Source organism: Streptomyces sp. NPDC051963 (genome assembly GCF_044593495.1).
Classification (GTDB): Bacteria; Actinomycetota; Actinomycetes; order Streptomycetales; family Streptomycetaceae; genus Streptomyces.
Genome location: NZ_JBIUCC010000001.1, coordinates 276,606 through 295,603 on the forward strand (window position 1 = coordinate 276,606; position 18,998 = coordinate 295,603).

Genomic DNA, 18,998 nt, shown 5'->3' on the forward strand with positions numbered 1-18,998 from the left:
GGAAGGAGCGGCCGCTCCCGGTGCGGTGCGGGAGCGGCCGGCGGTGCGGAGGTCAGCGGCGGCCATGCCCGCCCGGGCCGTCACCGTTCAAGCCATCGGTCTCGATACGGTTGTTGACCCGCTCGACGTCCTCGATGTTGCGGTCGCGGGTGTCCTTCATCATGCGGACCTGGCTGACCGTGGCGTCGGTGATGCCCACGACCGCGTCGCGGATGGACATCATCGTCTCCTTGGTGGTCTGGCGCTCCTTCTGCTCCTGCGGCTTGGCCTTCTCGGCGAACTCGCCCTCCGTACCGGGCCAGGTGACCGTGGGCGCCAGGTCGTCGAGGAACTCCTCGGTGATGTTCGTGGCCAGGGTGCCGATCTCCTCCAGCTGCCTGGCCAGGGCCTCGATGCGGTTCGGGTCGACGTAGTACCGCTGTCCCATCGTCAGTCCTCTCCGTCCTCGCCGAGCGCGTCCCGCCAGGCGGGGGTGGCCTGGGCGTCGCGTGCCGGGTCCTCGTCGTCGTCGCGCAGCACCTCGGGGCCGAAGATCCGCTCCCAGTCCAGCTCGAAGCCCTTCAGCTCGGGCACGTTGCTGCTGGGCTCGGTGAAGGGTGCCATCGCCTTCATCACATGCCGGTTCATCTTCAGGCGCGCCGCGTTCGCGGCCTCCAGGACGCTGGCGGCCAGCTCCTGGGGGGACATGTCGCGGTACTTGTTCTCCAGGAACTCGATCCCGGCCAGCTCACCCTGCGGGCCCACGGTGGCGCGTACCGCGCGGTCGGAGGAGAGCACCGCGAACGACGCCTGCCGCAGCTCGCGTTCGGTGCGCGCGACCGCTTCCTGGGCCGCTTCGAGCTCGGCCATCGCCTTCTCGAGGCGCTTCTCCAGCGGTTCCGTCACGCCCGCTCCTGCCCTTCTCCGTCGGTCAACTGCCTTGCCGATCTTGCCTGGTGAGGCACCCGCTGCGGAAGCCGGAGCCGGGTGTGATTCGCCTCAGCGCGGTGGCCACGCGGCGCCCGCTCGGTGCTCACCGCCCGATGACGGCCGGGGTGCCGCCCTCTTCGGTGCCCCATACGTCCGCGTCCTCTTCCAGGTAGTCGGCGGAAGCGGTGGCCCTGCGGCCCGGCTCCGCCTCCTCCTCGGGGGAGTCGCCGCCGGTGGTCCCCACGCGGGAGGGCGGAGCCAGGAAGGTGTCGCTGTCCTCCTGGCGGTTCCATGGGCTGCGCCGGCGGCGGTTGCGGCGCTCGCTCTCCTCCGCCGCGTCGACCAGGACGGCACGCACCCGCTCGCCGTTGCCCTTGTCGCCGCCCGCGCCCATGCCTCCCGCGCCCATGCCGCCCATCGGCATGCCAGGGCTGCCGGGCGTGCCGGGGGCGCCAGGGGTGCCGGCCGTGGCGGCGGGAGCCAGCGGGGTGCCCGTACCTTCGGCGACGCCGTCGGAGAGAGGCTCGGCACCGACTCCGCCGGAGCCGTCTGCGGAGAAGGAGCCCGCTTCGGACAGGCCGCCGCCGGAGGCCCCGGTGCTCAAGCCGTCGCCGAGGCCCAGATCGGAGAGAGACACGTCCTGGGTGGTGCCGTCACCGCTGCCGCTGCCGTTGAGATCGCCGAGACTCTCCAGGTCGTCGAGAACGCCCGAATCGCTGTTGCCGCCGGACGAGTTGAGGTCGTGCAGGTTCACCGTCTCGGTGTTGCCCTGCGGGTCGGTGACGGTGGCGATACCGGTGTCGGGGTCGATGACCTGTGTGCTGCCGTCCGGGAAGGTGGTGGTCAGCTTGCCGTTGTCCAGGACCGTTGTGGAGCCGTCCGGGTTGGTCACCTGCGCGCCGTGGGTGAGGTCGGTGGTCGTGGTGGACCCGTTCGGGTCGGTGGTGGTGAGCGTGCCGGTGTCCGCGTCGAAGACGGATTTGCTGCCGTCCGCGAAGGTGGTGGCGAAGTCGTCGCCGACAAGCTCGGTGTTCCCGCCCGTAGGGGTGTCCAGGCCGCCACCACCGGTGTTGAGGTTCCCGAGGTCGCCCAGATCGCCGACCGACTCCGTGGTCAGGTCAGGGTTGATGTCGCCGAGGTCCCCGAGTCCGTCCTGGCTGTTGAGGTTGCCCAGGTTGCCGAGGTTCTCGGTGGTCGTGGTGCCGTCGGGATCGGTGGTGGTCGTCTGGCCGGTCGCGGGGTCGACGGTCTGGGTGGTGCCGTCAGGGAACGTGGTGGTCAGCTTGCCGTCGTCGCCGAGGGAGGTGACCGAGCCGTCCGGGTTGGTCACCCTGGTGCCGTCGCCCAGGTTCTGCGTGGTGACGCTGCCGTCCGGGTGCGTGGTGGTGAGAGTGCCGCTGTCCGGGTCGAAGCTGGTGCTGCTGCCGTCCGGGAAGTCGGTGGTGAGCTTGCCGTCGTCGAGCTGGGTGGTGCCGCCCGTCGGGGTCTTGAGGGAGCCGCCGCCGGTGTTCAGGCCGCCGAGGTTGCCGAGGTTCTCGGTGATCGCGTCGTTGGCGGCGTCGGCAGCGGAGTTGTTCGTCCCGCCCGGTCCGTTGTTCACCGGCCCGAGGTTGCCCAGGTTCGTGGTGACCGGGGGCGGGTTGGACGTGGAGAACTGCTGGTCGTCGCCGCCCGGGCTGTTCACGTTGCCGAGGTCGCCCAGGCTCTCGGTGACCACGTTGTCCGGGTTCAGCAGGCTGTCGAGGTTGCCGAGGTTCTGCTCGGTGACCCCGCCGGGATCATTGATGCCGCCGAGGCTCTCCTGCATGGCCTTGGTCTGTTCCTCGGCCTCGCGCTTGGCCTCCTCCTGCTCACGCCGCTGTTCCTCGCGCAGCTCGTCCTGGTACTTCTTGTCCTCTTCACGCTGCTGGTTCTGTTCGTTGCGCAGCTCGTCCTGGAGGCGCTTGTCCTCCTCCCGCTGCCGGTTCTGCTCCTCGCGGAGTTCCTCCTGGTACTTGCGGTCCTCCTCGCGCTGCTCCTCCTGCTCCTTGCGCAACTCGTCCTGGTACTTGCGGTTCTCCTCGTTCTGCCGGTTGATCTCCTCCTGTTCCTCCTGCGCCTTCTTCTCCTCGTACTCCTCCGAGGCCGTGCTGGTCGACTTCGGCTTGGGCACGTTGTCGGAGAAGTCTCCGCCCAGGTCGAGGAAGTGGTTGTTCAGGTCCGACTGCACCTGGGCGGCGGGCTTGCCCAGGTACTCGTCGACGCCCTGGCTCCAGATCCTGACGGCCTTGTCGCCGACCTTCGCCCAGTTCGCGATGTCGGTCAGGTCGCCGTACTCGGGGTGCACCTGGGAGAACCCGGCCTGCGGGCTGTGGGTGACGGAGGTGGTGTAGCGGGAGGTGTACGACTTGATGTCCGTCTTGGCGACGTTGTTCGCGTCCGCCCACTGGGCGAGGTCGTCCAGGACGTAGCGCAGCACCTGGTGCGGGTCGTAGTACGAGGACTTGGCCCAGGCCAGCCACGCCTCCAGCAGCTTGGTGGCGGAGTCCTCCAGGTACTTACGGCCGAGTGACAGGGCGCGGGAGTACACCGTGTTGCCGGTGCCGGTCTCGTCCCCGGACCCGGGGCTGGAGTTGAAGGTCTCGACGTAACTGTCGTAGTTCTCGCGGATCTTCGTCAGCAGGCTGCGGAAGACCTCCGCCGCCTCGCCCTTCCAGCTCGCGTCGTCCCGTCCGAAGCGGTCCTCCCAGTCCTTCAGCACCACCGCGTGGTCCTTGAAGAACTTGGCGGCGAAGTCGAAGGACTCCCCGGTGGTGTTGAACGAGTTCAGGTCCACCACGTCGGTCCCGGGCACGCCCAGGTTGCTGAACCGGGCGTCCTGGGTGTTGCCGCCCAGCAGGCCGAGGAGCGCCGCCCGCGGCCCGTTCATGTACCGGGCGAGCGGGATGGTGCTCATCTTGTCCTTGTTGTAGTCCGTGAACTCGTTGCCCTCACGGACCTGCGCGTCATTGACGTTGTCCGAGCCCGGCCCGGCGAAGATGATGTTGTCGCCGTCCTTCACGCGGCCCTCGAAGACGATGCGGGCCTGCATGATGGAGCTCTTCTTGCCGCTGTCGAAGAACCAGATGTCGTAGTCCTCGCCCTTGTTCGTCAGGAACCCGGAGTCCTTGACGAGCACGCTGAGGCTGCGCTCCTTGATGTCCATCCGGAAGAGCTTGCCGCCGTGCTCGGACCGCAGGGAGTCGAAGATGGTGTTGCGGTCCGGCACCGGATAGCCGGTGATGTGGGTGACCAGGGTGGCCCAGGTGTCGGTCGACGGGTCGCCGGCGTTGTCGAACTTGTCGAGATTGGCGACGGAGTTGGGATCGTACCGATCGGCCACCGGGCGCCCTTTCTGGTCGGTTGGTCAGGACTCGTCGTCCGGATCGCCGGTGCCGCCGGTGCCGCCGGCGGTGAGGGTGTCGACCTCGTCGAAGGTCTGGAGCAGTGTCTGCGCGTCGATCGCGTCGAGGTTCTTGTTCTTGGTCTTGTTGGCCTCTTCGATCGTCTCGGTGAGGGCCTCCTTCAATTCCTTGAAGAGGTCCATCTGGTCACCGAGCAGCTTGTCGATGGCCTCGGCCGCGGTGCGGATGTCCTCGATCAGCTTCGGTCCCGAGACCAGCGGTTCGGTGACCATCCTGCCGATGCGCAGGAGTTGCTTGTCCTGGGCGAGGTTCTCCGGTGTGGTGTGCCCGTCGATGAGCCGGCCGAGCGGGCGGATGTGGGATCCGTCGCCGTCCTCGCGGTGCTTCTTCGCAGCGAGGTACACCGGCTCCACCTCGTTGTCCCGGAAGTTCTCCATCTGCTTGAGATCGAAATGTTTGACATCGGCCTTCTCACCGGCCATGTGACGCTCTCCTGCCGCTTGCTGCCGGACGGGGGGATACGGAGGCCCGGCGGGCGCCCGTGCACTGGGGCGACGGCCGGGCCGGTGGGCCCACGTGCGGAGAGGCACACCGGGTCGGTCCGAGGACTCCCGACCGCTCGGTGGCGTCCGGCACGACGTTTTCCACGCCGCCCCTTCGAGCGGCGGCCCCTGCCGCGTCGCCGAACCGTCCGTGTGGGACCGGGATACGGGCGGTTCGGCGTCCTCCGGTCGCACACCGGACGCCGGTGCCCGCCCTCCGGACGGACGAAGGGAGACTCCGGCGAGGCCCTAACGGGCCCGCACGCTCCCCCAGTTGTCGGCGCTCTTGCGCTCGTCGCGGGAGTGGTTGTCGTGGATGGTCTGGATCAGCTCGCCGTTGTCACCGAGCAGCAGAGCCATGTTCTTGGTTGCCTGGTCCCACTCCGCCTGGACCTGGCGGTATGTCTCCTGGTCCGAGCCCTCCCAGGAGTTGACGAGCGGCTTCAGCTCGTCCTCCAGGTTGTTGAGGGTCGTGATGATCTGCTGGGTCTGGGCCATCAACTCCTCGATGGCGTTGCGGACCACGGGGTACTGCACGTCGATGATGCCGTCGGCCATGACGTCTCCTCTCGGACGGCCGGGCGCCGGGGCCCGGGAAGCTCAGGGGGTCCGGCCTCGCCGTACGGGGGCCGGTGCTGCGGGAACCGGGGTCAGCGCAGCGCTTCGAAGACGCCCTGGCTGGTCTTGCTGTTGAGGACCTCGGTGAGGTCCTGGTTCTCCTGCGCCAGACGGTTGGCGGAGGTCACGTTCTCCTGGAGCGCGTCGATCATCTTGCCGATCTGGACGACGACGGTCTGCGCCTCGGTGTTCCAGCTGCGGAAGAGCTTCAGCAGGGCCTGGCCCTCGTCACCGCCGACGCCCGAACGCGCCGCGATCTCGGCGACGTTGTTCTGGATCTTCTCTACCTGGCTGCGGGCCGACTCCAGGGAGGAGACGCCCCCCAAGCCCTTGGCATAGTCCGCTTTCCTCGCGGCACTGTCCGCCATGTCGCGCTCCCTTCGTTCAGGCATGCCTTGTCGAAACGTTGCCCGCTGAGGCTAAAGAGAACCGAGTGTTCCGCGCAACGCGATCCGGGAAGATTTGAGCATCGGTCAGTCCGGCCCAGAATTCTTTCGTGGCAAGGGAGTTGTGCGAAGGTTTCGGCGATATGAACACGCGCGCCCGAACGGCACGGCAGCCGGGCATGTACCGCTCGCAGGGCGACGCGACACGGGCGGAAAACGGGCACGCGCAGTAGGAGAACGGGCATTGGCACGCGACATTTCTGAGCCTTATTTGAGGTTCTCCGCGGCGCTCGATCCCGTCATCCCTCCGCGGACTTCACGGGATCGGCGCCGAGTTTGGCTGAATACCTCTCCTACCCCCGCCCTTTTCCTTTTCTTCGGCACGGTATGCACTCCTTGCCGTGATCAGCGCGCGGTGTCCGCCTTGTCCTTCTCGGCATTCGCACCGCACGCCGGTGCCGTGACCTTTGGCTCCGCGGCGCCCGAGGCGGCCGCCGCATCCAGGTCCGCGCCGGTCGGGAGAGCCGCGAGCAGCGGAGCGGGGACCGAGCCGATGTCCGCGGTCTCGTACCCGAGCGCTTCCAGCGAATTCTTGGCGGGGACCCGGTACTTCACGCCGTTCTCCGCCACCAGATAGGTGGTGCCCGCGTGCGCGGCGCCGCTGGCGTGCAGGGCCCGGACCAGGGCGCCACGCCCGGGCCGTACCACTGTGGCGTCGACCGGGACACAGGCCGGCTCCAGCGGCTCGGCGGTGCCCTGCGGCACCGCGACCGGGGCGAGCCGGGCGAGGGGTACCAGCACGGACCTGATCCGGGCGCCGCCGTCGTCGCCCTCCACCTGCGCGCAGAGCGCGGTTCCGCGCGGCGCGGACTGCGGGAGGGGTGGCGCGTCCGGCAGTTCGGCGGATCCGGCGGGGTCCGTGCCCTCGGCCCGGTGCTCGCGCAGCGCGTCCGCGCCTACCGTGCGCACCTCGGGTGACCGTCCCTGGTAGGCGTCCTTCTGGGTGGCCGGGTCGCCCAGTACCAGGGCGGCGCCGAGCCTGGTCAGCGGCGTCAGGCCGTCCCTGAGCAGCAGGTGGTAGGTGCTGCCGCCGCCGGGCACGCTGACCTTGAACAGCTGGCCGATCCTGCTGGCTTCGCCACCGAGCACGGGGCCCGCCTCACCGCGCCCCGGTACCGCGGGCGGCTTCAGGGCGGGGCCGGGGGCCAGCGCGTCGAGGAAGGCCGCCGAGACCGGCATCGGCCGTTCGGAGCCGTAGCCGAGGGCGTTGCGGGCGTCGGAGGGACGGTCAAGCGGCAGTCTGCTGCCCCGCCACACCAGGTACTCGGTGTCGTCCGGTCCGCTCACCAGCACCCCGCGGTCGCCGCCGATGCCGCGGGAGTCCAGCGGTGCCCCGGCCACGACGGTGGTGGCCCCCGGCTCGTCCACCCCGGTGCTCGCCACGACGCCGGAGGTGTCGGGCAGCGCCCCGTCGGGCCCGGTGACGCACATGTGCCAGGCGCCGTCGTCGAGTTGGCCGGGCTCGGGCACGGTGTCGGGAGCGCCGGGGACACCGGCCGGGGCGCCCACGGGGACATCTCGCAGCGAGGCGGTGCCGACGTCCACGGTCTCCAGGTCGGAGCCGCCGATCAGCCTGGCCGAGGCGTAGTTGCGTACCGGGTGCAGTACGCCGTCGGTGTCGGTCCACAGATAGCGGGCGCCGGTGTCGCGGTTGACGACCAGGTGCTCACCGTCGCGCCAGGCGTCGTTCCCGCCGGGGCGCAGCAGGCCGTAGACGGTGGCGCCCGCCCCGATCAGGACGGCGGCCAGTACGCCGTAGACCACCCCGCGGGTGGTGCGCCCCAGCGGGCTCTCCGGGGCGTCCGGGTCGGCCATCAGCAGGCCCGAGCTGAGCCGGCCCATCATGAAGCTGTGGGCGTGTACCTGGTCGCGTTTGGACTGCACGGCCTCTCCTCGACTTCGTTCTCTTGCCGGAGTGCAGGGGGTGCTCAGCCGAACAGGCCGCGCAGCCAGCCGAAGAGCCCCGTCACCCACAGGCTCAGCGGCAGCAGCGCGATCGCGAAGCCGGTGTGCGCCACTTCCGCCGCACGGCCCCAGTACGGCACCATCCGGCGGCCGGGCACCGTCCAGGCCGCGATCACCAGTGCGGCCGCGGCACCGAGCAGCACCGCGAAGACCACCAGGCGCCCGTCGCCGTCGCTGTCCACCGCCCAGGCGCGGGCGAGGAGAAGCAGCCCCCAGATTCCGGGTACCGCCAGGGTCAGCCGCTGCCCGATGGCCACCAGGCCGCGGGAATGCAGAAGAAGCAGCAGGCTCAGCACGAGCGAGGTCAACACCTCGGGCAGGTTCGGGTGTTCGGCCAGCACGACCAGCGCGGCCGCGGCGACGATGCCGGTGGCGGCGAACAGCGCGGTGACCCAGCGCCCGGCCAGCTCGGTGCGCTCGGCGACCTCGTCGCCCGCGTAGGGCTCGATGCCCTCCTGGAGCTGGCTGGCGGACGAGGGGAGGGAGGGCATCCGCATCCCGGCCAGCTTGAAGGCGAACGGTGCCACCGTCCCGGCCGCGAGCGCGACCACCGTGGCCACCAGCCCCACCGCGGCCGGCATGTCCAGGCCCGAGTACCCGATCAGGGCCCCGGCGATCGCGGTGGCCACCGAGACCACCGCGGTGGCGAACAGGGCCGGCGCGCCGACCGCGGTGGCGGCCAGCGCGAGGACGGCACCGCCCGCGCCCGCCGCGCCCGCGGCGAGCAGCCGCGCGCCCACGACCTGCGCCGCGTCCGGGCCCGTCAGATCGCCGCCGGGCAGCACCCAGCCGGCCAACGCCAGACAGGGTCCGACCAGCAGGGCGAGCCCGGTCGCGGAGAGGCGGTCGCCGACCGCGCGGCTGGCGGTGCCGGCGCCCGCGAGCAGCAGCAGCCCCGTCACGGCCGCGCAGACGGCCCTCAAGGAGCCGGAGTCGGTCACCCCCGGCCAGAACACCAGCACCAGGGCGGCCACCACGGTCGCCACCGTGGTGCCCACGAGCAGCCCGCGGGCCGCCTCGGGATGCCAGGTGTGCAGCCGTCGGCCGGCCGTGTCGGCTATCCCGTCCACCAGGTCGTCGAGCCTTGCCTCGGGCAACGCCTCGGTATGCGGGCGCAGATAGAGAACGTCCCCGTCTGCGAGCCCGGCGCCTACGAGGGTCGTCTCCTCGTCGAGGGGGGCGTCACCGAGCCGCTGAAGCACCCAGCCGGCGTGGTCGAGTCCGGCCTCCTCGTCCTCCTCGCCGACGTAACGCAGCAGCGTGGGCAGCAGATCGGCGACCGGCACGTCGGCGGGCACGGCCAGATCGACGGAGACGCTTGGCGCACGTACGGTCAGGCGGCACAGCTCGGCCACCGCGCTGTCGGTCATCAGCTGAACTCTCGTCTTCCGTGGGGGCTTTGACAGGAGGACTTCCTCGGGAGAGGGGCCGGGCGCAGAGCACAGAAGGCCCGCGCGGCCGGGAACCGGGCAGTCGGACAAGGGAATTGTGTCCGTGCGCCCGGAATCCACCTCCCACGTGGACAGGTCGCGTTACGTGAATGCAGACTACTGCCTACGTCCGCCGGATCGTGCTGCGGACCGGACTCTTTGTCCGGTATGCAGTTGAGTGCGGCGGGAGTTGAGCATCCCTCGCTTTCCGCTCACAACATTCATCCGGCGTTCACCGCGCCGCCCGGGACGCGCAGAATGGGCGCGGTGCGGTCTTTCCCGCTACCGGGTGTGCCGGTATTCGGCGCGGGCCGGAAAGCCAGTGAAACCGGAGGTTTCGTTCCTTGAGTGTGGTGCTGTTTCGCCGGCCGGCCCGCAGGCGCGGACCCGAGATGCCCGAAGGGCAATTGACCCTCCAGGAACCGCCGGTCCTTGCCGAGACGGTGCCGGACACCTCGGCGATATGGACCTATTTGCCGATGGCGCTGATGTCGGTGTCGATGATGCTGATGTTCCTGCGCCCGGGCGGTGGGAACGGCGTCTTCATGTATCTGGCGATGGGCGTCATGGCGCTCTCCGCCGGTGCGATGCTGCTGGGGCAGCTGATGCGCCGCTCCAGCGAGCGCAAGCAGCGTCTGAAGGGCGAACGCCGCGACTACCTCCGCTATCTGGCGCAGACCCGCAAGCGGGTCCGGGCCACCATCGCGGAACAGCAGCGGGCGCTCGCCTGGCGCCATCCGGAACCCTCCTCGCTGCGTTCGCTGGCCCGCACCTCGCGGCTGTGGGAACGCCGTCCGGCCGACGAGGACTTCGGCGAGGTCCGTCTCGCGGTCGGCGAACAGCAGCTCGCACTGACCCTCAACCCGGTCTCCACGCGCCCGGTCGAGGACCTCGAACCGCTCTGCGCGCACGCCCTGCGCCGCTTCATCCGCGCCTACTCCACCATCCCCGAACAACCCCTCGGGCTCTATCTGCGCTCCTCGGCCCGCGTTCTGCTGCGCCCCGAGGAGACGGCCGTCGAGGAGCCCGCCGGGCCCGGCGCCCCGCCGTCCGGGGTGAGCGGCGAGAACCGGGCTGAGGGCGCCGAGACGGTGCGTGCCCTGGTGCGCGCCATGCTGGGCCAGCTCGCGGTGTTCCACGCGCCCGAGGAGTTGTGGCTCGCCGTCTGTGCCAGTGACGAGCGGCGGCCCGACTGGGAGTGGGTCAAGTGGCTGCCGCACGCGCTGCATCCGCACGAGGAGGACGGCGCCGGCCAGGTCCGCCGGATCACCGCCGACCTCACCGAACTCGACGACCTGCTCGGCGCCGAGTTCGCCGAGCGCCCAGGCTTCGACCCGGACGCCCGCCCCGGCCGCGACGAGCCCTACACGGTCATCGTCCTCGACGGTGTCACCGTCCCCGAGGGCCACCGCTGGGAGGGCCACGGATACCGGAACGCCATGGTCCTCGACGTCTCCGGGGCGCTGCGCTGGCGGCCCGGCCGCAACACGCTGCGGCTGACCGTCGGAGCGGACCAGGTGAGCCTGGTGCGCACCGACCGCAGCCGCAAGGAGCGCTCCGTGCCACTCGGCAGGCCGGACCGGCTCGGCCCGCTCGGCGCCGAGTCCCTGGCCCGACTGCTCACCGCACGCCGGATGAGTCTGGGCACGGACATCGCGCAACCGCTGGACAACGACGTCGAACTGACCACCCTGCTCGGCATCCCCGACCTGCACCGGCACGACCCGAAGGTCCTCTTCGACCGGCACACCGGCTCCGCACGGCTGCGGGTACCGATCGCGGTCGGCGTGGACGGCCGCCCCGTGGACCTGGACATCAAGGAGTCCGCGCAGGGCGGCATGGGCCCGCACGGCATGCTCATCGGCGCCACCGGCTCCGGCAAGAGCGAACTGCTGCGCACCCTCGTCCTCGGCCTCGCCCTGACCAACTCCTCCGAGACCCTCAACTTCGTCCTGGTCGACTTCAAGGGCGGCGCGACCTTCCTCGGCCTCGACGGACTGCCGCACACCTCCGCCGTCATCACCAACCTCGCCGACGAAGTCGCCCTGGTGGAGCGGATGCAGGACGCCCTGCACGGCGAACTCATCCGCCGTCAGGAACTGCTGCGCTCCGCCGGCAACTACACCTCCGCCCTGGAGTACGAGCGGGCGCGGGCCGCCGGGGCGGACCTCACCCCGCTGCCCAGCCTCTTCGTGGTGGTCGACGAGTTCAGCGAACTGCTCTCCGCGCACCGGGAGTTCATGGACCTGTTCGTGATGATCGGCCGCCTCGGCCGCTCCCTCGGAGTGCACCTGCTGCTGGCCTCGCAGCGCCTGGACGAAGGCCGTATGCACCAGTTGGAGAGCCACCTGTCGTACCGCGTCGGCCTGCGCACCTTCTCCGCCATGGAGAGCCGCGGCGTGCTCGGCGTGCCGGACGCCTACGAACTCCCGGCCCAGCCCGGCAGCGGCTTCCTGAAGTCCGGCGTGGAGGCCCTGACCCGGTTCCGCGCCGCCTACTCCTCCGGTACGTACCGGCGCCGCACCGGCGCGGTGGTACAGGCCCGGGTGGCGAGCCAGGTGGTGCCGTGGACCAGCGGCTGGGTGGTGCCGCGGACGCTGGAGCCGTCGTCCGAGCCCGAGCCGGAGACCGAGGAGACCGGCGACGAGGAAACCCTCCTCGACGTGGCCCTCGACCGGTTGCGCGACTCGGGCCCCGCCGCCCACCAGGTGTGGCTGCCGCCACTGGACGAGCCGTCCCCGCTGGACGTCCTGCTGCCCGGCATCGCCCCCGATCCCGAGCGCGGCCTCACCGCCGCCGGCTGGTCCGGGACCGGCAAGCTGCGGGTCCCGGTGGGTCTGGTGGACAAGCCCTTCGAGCAGCGCCGCGATCCGCTGGTCGTGGACCTCTCCGGGGCCGGCGGCCATGTCGCCATCGCCGGCGGCTCCCAGAGCGGCAAGTCGACCCTCGCCCGCACGCTGATCGCCGCTCTCGCGCTCACCCACACCCCCGCCGAGATCCAGTTCTACTGCCTCGACTTCGGTGGCGGCGGCCTCTCGCAGCTCGCCGGGCTCCCCCACGTCGGCGGTGTCGCGGCGCGGCTCAACCCGGAGCGGGTGCACCGGGCGGTCGCCGAGGTGATGACGCTGCTCGCCCACCGCGAGCAGTTCTTCGTGGACCACACCCTCGACTCCATGCAGTCCTATCGCCGTCGCCGGGCCGCCGGGGAGTTCCCCGACGAACCCTTCGGCGACGTCTTCATGGTGGTCGACGGCTGGTCCACGGTCCGTCAGGACTACGACGACCTGGTCCCGAAGTTCAACGAACTCGCCGCCCGCGGACTGAACTACGGCATCCACCTGCTCATCACCACCACCCGCTGGGTGGAGCTGTCCGCACAGGTCCGTGACCAGGCCGCCACCCGCCTGGAGTTGCGCATGGGCGACCCGATGGACTCCGAGATCGACACCCGCAAGGCCCGGTCCGTGCCGCGCAGCGGTGGGCGCGGCATCACCGCCGAGAGCAAGATGCACTTCCTCGGCGGCCTGCCCCGCCTGGACGGCAGCGGCTCCCTCGACGACCTCGGCGAGGGCGTCGCCCACCTGGTCGGTGAGGTCGCACGGCACTGGTCCGGTCCGGTCGCACCGCCGGTCCGGATGCTGCCGCACCGGCTCCCGGTCGCCGAACTCCCCGCGCCTGAGCCCACCGAGGGCGGCGGCCTGCGTCTCCCGCTCGGCATCGACCAGGACGCCCTGGAGCCGGTGTGGCACGACTTCAGCCGTACCCCGCACCTGATCGTCGTCGGCGACACCGAGAGCGGCAAGACCAATCTGCTGCGCCGGATCACCGAGGGCATCACCTCCCGCTACGCCCCCAGCGAGGCGAAGATCATCGCGGTGGACTACCGCCGCACCCTGGTGGATGCCATCCCGGAGGAGTACCGCATCGGGCACGTGATCTCCCTGGACAACCTCAAGGAGACCGTCGACGGCGCGGCCCGCGCGCTGAAGACCCGCGTCCCCGGCGCGGACATCGCTCCCGCCCGGATGCGTCGGTGCGACTGGTGGACCGGCCCGCGTCTGTTCATCCTGGTCGACGACTACGACATGGTCTCCGGCAACTCCTTCCAGAGCCCCTTCGAGCCCCTCTTCGAGCACCTGACCCTCGGCTTCGAAATGGGCCTCCACCTGGTCGTCGCCCGCAGCGCCATGGGCGCCGGCCGCGGCCTCAGCGACGGCCTCATCCGCCGTATCGACGAGGCGAACAACCCCGCCGTCCTCCTCTCCTGCCCGCCCACCGAAGGCCGCCTCTTCGGCAACGCAAAGCCCCTCAACCTCCCACCCGGCCGCGCCCTCCACATCGCCCGCCGCCGGGCCCGGTTGATGCAGACGGCATTGGTGGAGGAGAGCCCGGGACAGGAGGGCTGACCGCACGAGAACGCGAGGTACGCAGCGGGGGCCGCCTGAGGTGGCCCCCGCCGTCGGTTCCGGGACGAACCGGATCCCCGGTCACCGGTGATGTCTCGCCGGCGGACAGGGCCGGGCGCGCGCACGGACGCTTGCCGGCCCGCCCGGCGAGGACGGTCCGCGCCGGATGCGCGGCGGCCGGCCTCCAGCACCATGCCCACACACCGAATCGCCCGCCGCCGTCCAGCAGGCCCAGCCACACCGAATGGGCAGGCGCCGACCTACAGCAGACCCGGCCACACCGAACAGGCAGCCGCCCAGCCTCTGACCGCACGCCCACACCGAATACGCCCGCCGACATCCAGCGCCCCCGACACACCGAATCGGCAGCCCCGCCGACCAACAACAGAACCGGCCACACCGAACAGGCAGCCGCCCAGCCTCTGACCGCACGCCCACACCGAATACGCCCGCCGACATCCAGCGCCCCCGACACACCGAATCGGCAGCCCCGCCGACCAACAACAGAACCGGCCACACCGAACAGGCAGCCGCCCGGCCTCTGACCGCACGCCCACACCGAACCCACCCGCGGACGTCCAGCAGACCCGCTCAAGCCGCGTACGCGGCCTGCCTCGGGCTCGGCTCAGTCCTCGCTCGTTCCTCCGCCGTCCGCCCTCGCCGGACGCCACCCCCGGGCGCGGGCTCGGGGAAGGGTGAAAGCGGCCCAGAGGACGGTGAGTACGGCGGCGGAGCCGAGGAGGACGAAGAGGGTGGCGCGGCTGATGGCGCGGTCGGCGGTGGAGGTGTCGCGGGTCGTGACGGGATCCGCGGCGCGCTCGGTGCCGGCCGGGGCACTCGCGTCGCCGAGGACCGTGGTCACGGCGGCGTAGGCGTCCAACTGGGGGATGTCGGCGGGGTAGGCGGTGGCGGTCAGGCGGTGGATGACGGCGTCGGGCGAGTCGGCGGGACGGGCGGCGCGGACCACTGCGGCGGCCCCGGCGGCGTAGGCGGTGGCCACGGATGCTCCGGCGCCGAGGTAGTGGCCCTCGCCGCGCGGGCCGCCGGAGACGACGCCGGCGCCGGGGGCGGCCAGGTCGATGCCCGTGGTGGGCAGGGCGCCGTCCGGCCGGACTCCGCCGGGGAGCATGTCGGCGACCGAGAGGACGCCGGGTTCGCCGGCCGGCCAGTAGACGCGGGACGGGATCTCGTCGGTGCCGCCCCGGGACGGAGGGTCCGGGGTGGCCGCGGCGACCACGACCGCGCCCGCGCGGCGGGCCGCGGCGACCGCGGCGGTCAACGCCGCGTCACGGCGCGGGAGGGCCACCGTGACGGCGATGACCTCGGCCCCGGCGTCGGTGGCCGCACGCATCGCCTCCGTGACCAGGCCGGGGCTCGCCGCACCGCGGGGGTCGGTGCCGCGCAGGGCCAGGATCTTCGCGTTCGGGGCGACCCCGGCCAGGCTCGGGCTGTCCCCGCCGGTTCCGGCGACCAGCCCGGCGAGGAAGGTGCCGTGTCCGACGCAGTCGTCAGCGGCGGCCCCGCCGGTGGTGACCCGGCCGTCGAGACCGGCGGCGTCGGGGGCGACACCGGTGTCGATGAGGGCGACGGTCACGCCCGCGCCGGTGCTGTGCCCGCGCAGCCGGTCCAGGTCCAGGCGCTGGCGCGACCAGTCCTGCTTCTTCGCCTTCGCGCGAGAGGCGGGGGTGCAGGCCACCTGCTCGGCCTCCGGATCGAGTGCGGAGGGCATGCCGGGGAGCGCCTGGCCCTTCTCCCCGTCGGCCGCCGGCACCCGCGAAAGGGGTGCCGTATGGGCCGGAACGGCCGTGGGCAGCAGCAGGGCGGCGGCGAGGCCGGCGCCGGACAGCAGACGGGCGGCCTCGCGGGCGCGTGGAGTCATCGGGGAGCCGCCTTCGGGGTCGCCGCCGGCACATCCCCGGGGAGCAGTATGCGCAGATCGTCCAGGGTGGGTGCGGCCAGCGAACCCAGCCGTCCCGCCTGGCGGGTGACCATCGCCTCGACCACCTGACGGGCCAGCCGGGCGTTGCCGAAGGAGCGGTCCCGGGGCATCGAGTCGAAGTACTCCTTGAGCAGCGGGCCGGTGCCGGGCCCGCACTCGTAGCCCATGCTCCCGGCCTGGGCGCGCACGATGGTGACCAGTTCCTCGGAGGAGTAGTCGGCGAAGGCGATCCGGCGCGGGAAGCGCGAGGACAGGCCCGGGTTGGAGGCGAGGAAGCGCTCCATCTCGTCGGTGTAGCCGGCGACGATGACGACCACTTCGTCGCGGTGGTCCTCCATCAGCTTCAGCAGGGTGTCCACCGCCTCCTGCCCGAAGTCGGCGCCGCCGCCGCGCGGGGTGAGGGTGTAGGCCTCGTCGACGAACAGCACGCCACCGCGGGCCCGTTCGAAGACCTCGCGGGTGAGCTGGGCGGTGTGGCCGATGTAGCGGCCGACCAGGTCGGCGCGGGCCGCCTCGATCAGCTGACCCCGCTTGAGGATGCCCAACTGGGTCAGGATCTCGCCGTAGAGCCGGGCGACGGTGGTCTTGCCGGTGCCGGGCGGACCCGTGAAGACCAGGTGGTGGCTGAGCGAGGGCACGGGCAGCCCGGCTGCGGCACGGTGTCGGGCGGTGGTGATGAGGTTCACCAGGTCGGCGACATCGCGCTTCACCTCGGCCAGGCCGATCATGTCGCCGAGACGGGTCAGCGGGTCGTCGTCCGGGGCGGCGGAATCGGTGGCCTTCGCGGCCGCGGTGGCGGAGACGTCCTCCGGCAGCAGCAGCCGTAGGTCGTGCTCGCCGACCTGCGGCTGGGAGGCGAGCCGGACCGCCTGACGGTCCACCATCTCCTCGAACACCCCGCGCGCGGCACGGCCGTTGCCGAAGCCGGCGTTCCGCTCCATCGTCTCGAAGTGCGCGGCCAGCGCCGCCGCGGTGCCCTCGCCCAGTTCGTACTGGTGCTGGGCGCACATGTTCTCCATGATCGCGACCAGTTCGGGCACCGAGTAGTTCTCGAACTCGACGGTCCGGGAGAACCGTGACGCCAGGCCCGGGTTGGAGCCGAGGAAGGACTCCATCTCACGGGAGTATCCGGCCGCGACCACCACCACGTCGTCGCGGTGGTCCTCCATCAGCTTCAGCAGGGTGTCCACCGCCTCGCGGCCGAAGTCGGCACCGCCGTTGCCGCTGTCCGCGGTCAGCGTGTACGCCTCGTCGATGAACAGGACGCCGCCGAGGGCTCGTTGGAAGGTCTCGGTGGTCTTGATCGCGGTGCCGCCGACGACCTGTGCGACCAGGTCGGCGCGGGAGACCTCGACGAGGTGTCCGCTGCGCAGCGAGCCCAGTTCGGCCAGGATCGAGCCGTAGAGGCGGGCCACGGTGGTCTTACCCGTGCCCGGCGGGCCGGCGAAGATCAGATGCCGGCTCATCGGCGGGGCGGACATGCCGAGTTGCTCGCGACGCTGGGCGAGCTGGGTCAGGTTGACCAGGGTGCGCACCTGCTGCTTGACGTTCTCCAGGCCGATCAGGGCGTTGAGGGCGCCGAGCGGGCCGTCCACGCGGTCCGGCGGGGGCGCGTCCGCGGCGCCTGAGCCGGCCGGGTCGGTGTTCTCGGCGCTGCCGGTGCCCCAGGCGTCCCGCTTGCCGTTGCCGGTGCTGCTCAGGCCCTCCACGGCGAGCCGTTCGCCGGCAACGGTCTGCACCAGACCGCCGCCCTCGTTCTCCCGGGCGAGGCAGTTCACGAGGGACACCGGCGCGGTGGACTCCACCCGGAAGCCGTCCTGGGCGCCGCCGGAGACCTCGCAGCCGCTGAGCGAGGCGAGCGCGCCCTCGTGGAGCAGGAAGCCATGGCCCTGAGCGGCGTGCACCGTGGTGCGGTTGGCGGTCAACTCGCCACCCGCGGCGACCACCACGCCCTCCTCGCCGGATATCTCGACACGGAAGTCGCGGACGGTGACGTTGCCGCCGTCCTCCACGATCAGGCCGCTGGTGGCGGTGTCGGAAACCCCGCCGCCGGCCAGATAGAGGGTGCTGCCGGAGCCCACGCGGACCCCCGCGCCCTTCGGCCGTACGATCTCGCAGTCCTCGGCGCGGCCCCGGGCGTCCTTGCCGGCCGCGATGCCGTCGCCCGCGGGTTCCACCAGCCGGGCCCGGCGCAGCAGCGGGTTGGCGCCGCCGCGCACCGTGATCGAGGGTGCGCCGCCGATCACCTCCAGGCGGTCCAGCTCCGGCGCCGAGTCCTCCTCCAGGAGCAGCCCCAGCTGTTCGCAGTCGCGGACCGTCAGGCCGGTCAGCGCCGGAGAAGCGGCCCCGGCGACCCGCAGCGCCGCGCCCTGCGCGCCGTCCACCCAGCAGTCCTCGAACGTGCCGCGCGCCCGGTCGGTGACCAGCACGCCCTGGCCGCGGGTACGCGAGACACGGCAACGGCGCAGCACGGGGTCGGTGCCCCCGGCGAGCGCGATCCCGTTGCCGGAGGCGCCCGTGACGCGGACGTCCTCCAGCGTCGTACGGCCCGCGCTGCTCAGATGTACGCCGGTGCTGGTGTCGTGCACGACGGTGCGGGTCACCGTGAGGGCGCAGTTCTGTTCCAGCGCGATGGAGGGTTTGTCGGTGGAGGAGATGTCGCAGTCCTCTACGGTGCCCCGGGCCTCGCCGTTGGCGAGCAGGCCGTTGCCGCGGGCGTTGCGCACCGTGCAGCCGCGGATGCGGGCCTCGCCCTGCTCGGTGAGGACCAGTCCGCTGGTGCCCAGGTGCTCCAGCGTGCAGGACTCCACGGTGGTGGGCGTGGTCGAGGTGACCACGATGCCCGCGCCCTGCGGGTTGCTCACCCGGCAGTCCCGCAGCGCGAGGGAACCGGTGCCCCCGGCCAGCATCGCGGTCCAGGCGGCGCCGACGATCTCACAGCCGTCGAACGCGGCCTGTCCGCGCCGTACGTCCACGGCGGGCAGCTCGGCGTCGCCGCCGCGCAGGGTCAGCTCGGACACCATCACGGCGTCGGCGCGCAGGGCGAGCACGCTGCCCGAACGCGGCCGGATCTCGACGGTGCCCCGCCCTTCGGCGGCGGTGAGCGTGACCCGGGTGTTGATCACCAGGTTCTCCACGTACGTCCCGGGCCGGACGCTGATGAGCGCGCCGGTGCGGGCAGCCGAGAGTGCCTCACCGATCGTCCGGTAGCGGTCCCGGTCCCCCGGACCGACCGTCAGTACCTGGCGCGACACGCACCAACCTCCTTGCTCCGGTGGCGTCTACAGCGGACGCCCCCTCACCGGGGGCGCATGTCGGCGAGCCGACCGTGCCATCATGCCCCGCCTTCGGGGTCTGCGG

At 71.6% G+C, this 18,998-nt stretch carries 11 protein-coding genes; 1 reads left to right on the forward strand and 10 read right to left on the reverse strand.

Annotation, left to right across the window (positions count from 1 at the left end):
* Positions 1-52: 52 nt before the first annotated feature.
* The 8 genes from ACIHFB_RS01255 to eccD all read right to left on the reverse strand — a co-directional run bounded on the left by ACIHFB_RS01255 (position 53) and on the right by eccD (position 9,233).
* Positions 53-427 carry a hypothetical protein gene (locus ACIHFB_RS01255; RefSeq protein WP_365282277.1) on the reverse strand — a complete coding sequence of 125 codons (375 nt, stop codon included), beginning with the start codon at positions 425-427 and terminating at the stop codon, positions 53-55.
* Between the two features lie 2 nt (positions 428-429).
* Positions 430-885, reverse strand: coding sequence for a YbaB/EbfC family nucleoid-associated protein (locus ACIHFB_RS01260; RefSeq protein WP_365282278.1), 456 nt, complete (start codon positions 883-885; stop codon positions 430-432).
* Positions 886-1,012: 127 nt separating this feature from the next.
* The gene (locus ACIHFB_RS01265) at positions 1,013-4,270 is read right to left on the reverse strand and encodes an AAWKG family protein (RefSeq protein ID WP_400124850.1); all 3,258 of its coding nucleotides are present in this window, start codon (positions 4,268-4,270) and stop codon (positions 1,013-1,015) included.
* A gap of 24 nt (positions 4,271-4,294) precedes the next feature.
* The gene (locus tag ACIHFB_RS01270; protein ID WP_400124852.1) at positions 4,295-4,774 is read right to left on the reverse strand and encodes a type VII secretion system-associated protein; all 480 of its coding nucleotides are present in this window, start codon (positions 4,772-4,774) and stop codon (positions 4,295-4,297) included.
* Between the two features lie 309 nt (positions 4,775-5,083).
* Positions 5,084-5,392: a WXG100 family type VII secretion target gene (locus ACIHFB_RS01275; protein ID WP_365282281.1), complete on the reverse strand. Its 309-nt coding sequence runs from the start codon at positions 5,390-5,392 to the stop codon at positions 5,084-5,086.
* Positions 5,393-5,484: 92 nt separating this feature from the next.
* Positions 5,485-5,820: a hypothetical protein gene (locus tag ACIHFB_RS01280; RefSeq protein WP_400124855.1), complete on the reverse strand. Its 336-nt coding sequence runs from the start codon at positions 5,818-5,820 to the stop codon at positions 5,485-5,487.
* A 423-nt stretch (positions 5,821-6,243) separates the two neighbouring features.
* Entirely contained in the window at positions 6,244-7,782 is a 1,539-nt protein-coding gene (gene eccB, locus ACIHFB_RS01285) for a type VII secretion protein EccB (RefSeq protein ID WP_365282283.1), read from the reverse strand.
* 44 nt (positions 7,783-7,826) lie between these two features.
* Entirely contained in the window at positions 7,827-9,233 is a 1,407-nt protein-coding gene (eccD, locus tag ACIHFB_RS01290) for a type VII secretion integral membrane protein EccD (protein ID WP_400124856.1), read from the reverse strand.
* A gap of 452 nt (positions 9,234-9,685) precedes the next feature.
* On the opposite strand from eccD, the gene eccCa reads away from it, so the two are divergent.
* On the forward strand, positions 9,686-13,699 hold the full coding sequence (gene eccCa / locus ACIHFB_RS01295; protein WP_400124857.1) for a type VII secretion protein EccCa: 4,014 nt from the start codon (positions 9,686-9,688) through the stop codon (positions 13,697-13,699).
* Between the two features lie 625 nt (positions 13,700-14,324).
* Here the strand turns inward: eccCa and ACIHFB_RS01300 are convergent.
* Both ACIHFB_RS01300 and ACIHFB_RS01305 read right to left on the reverse strand, forming a co-directional pair.
* The gene (locus tag ACIHFB_RS01300; protein ID WP_365282286.1) at positions 14,325-15,578 is read right to left on the reverse strand and encodes a S8 family serine peptidase; all 1,254 of its coding nucleotides are present in this window, start codon (positions 15,576-15,578) and stop codon (positions 14,325-14,327) included.
* Entirely contained in the window at positions 15,575-18,892 is a 3,318-nt protein-coding gene (locus ACIHFB_RS01305; protein WP_365282287.1) for a right-handed parallel beta-helix repeat-containing protein, read from the reverse strand. The genes ACIHFB_RS01300 and ACIHFB_RS01305 overlap by 4 nt, the downstream gene beginning before the upstream one ends.
* Between the last annotated feature and the right edge of the window lie 106 nt (positions 18,893-18,998).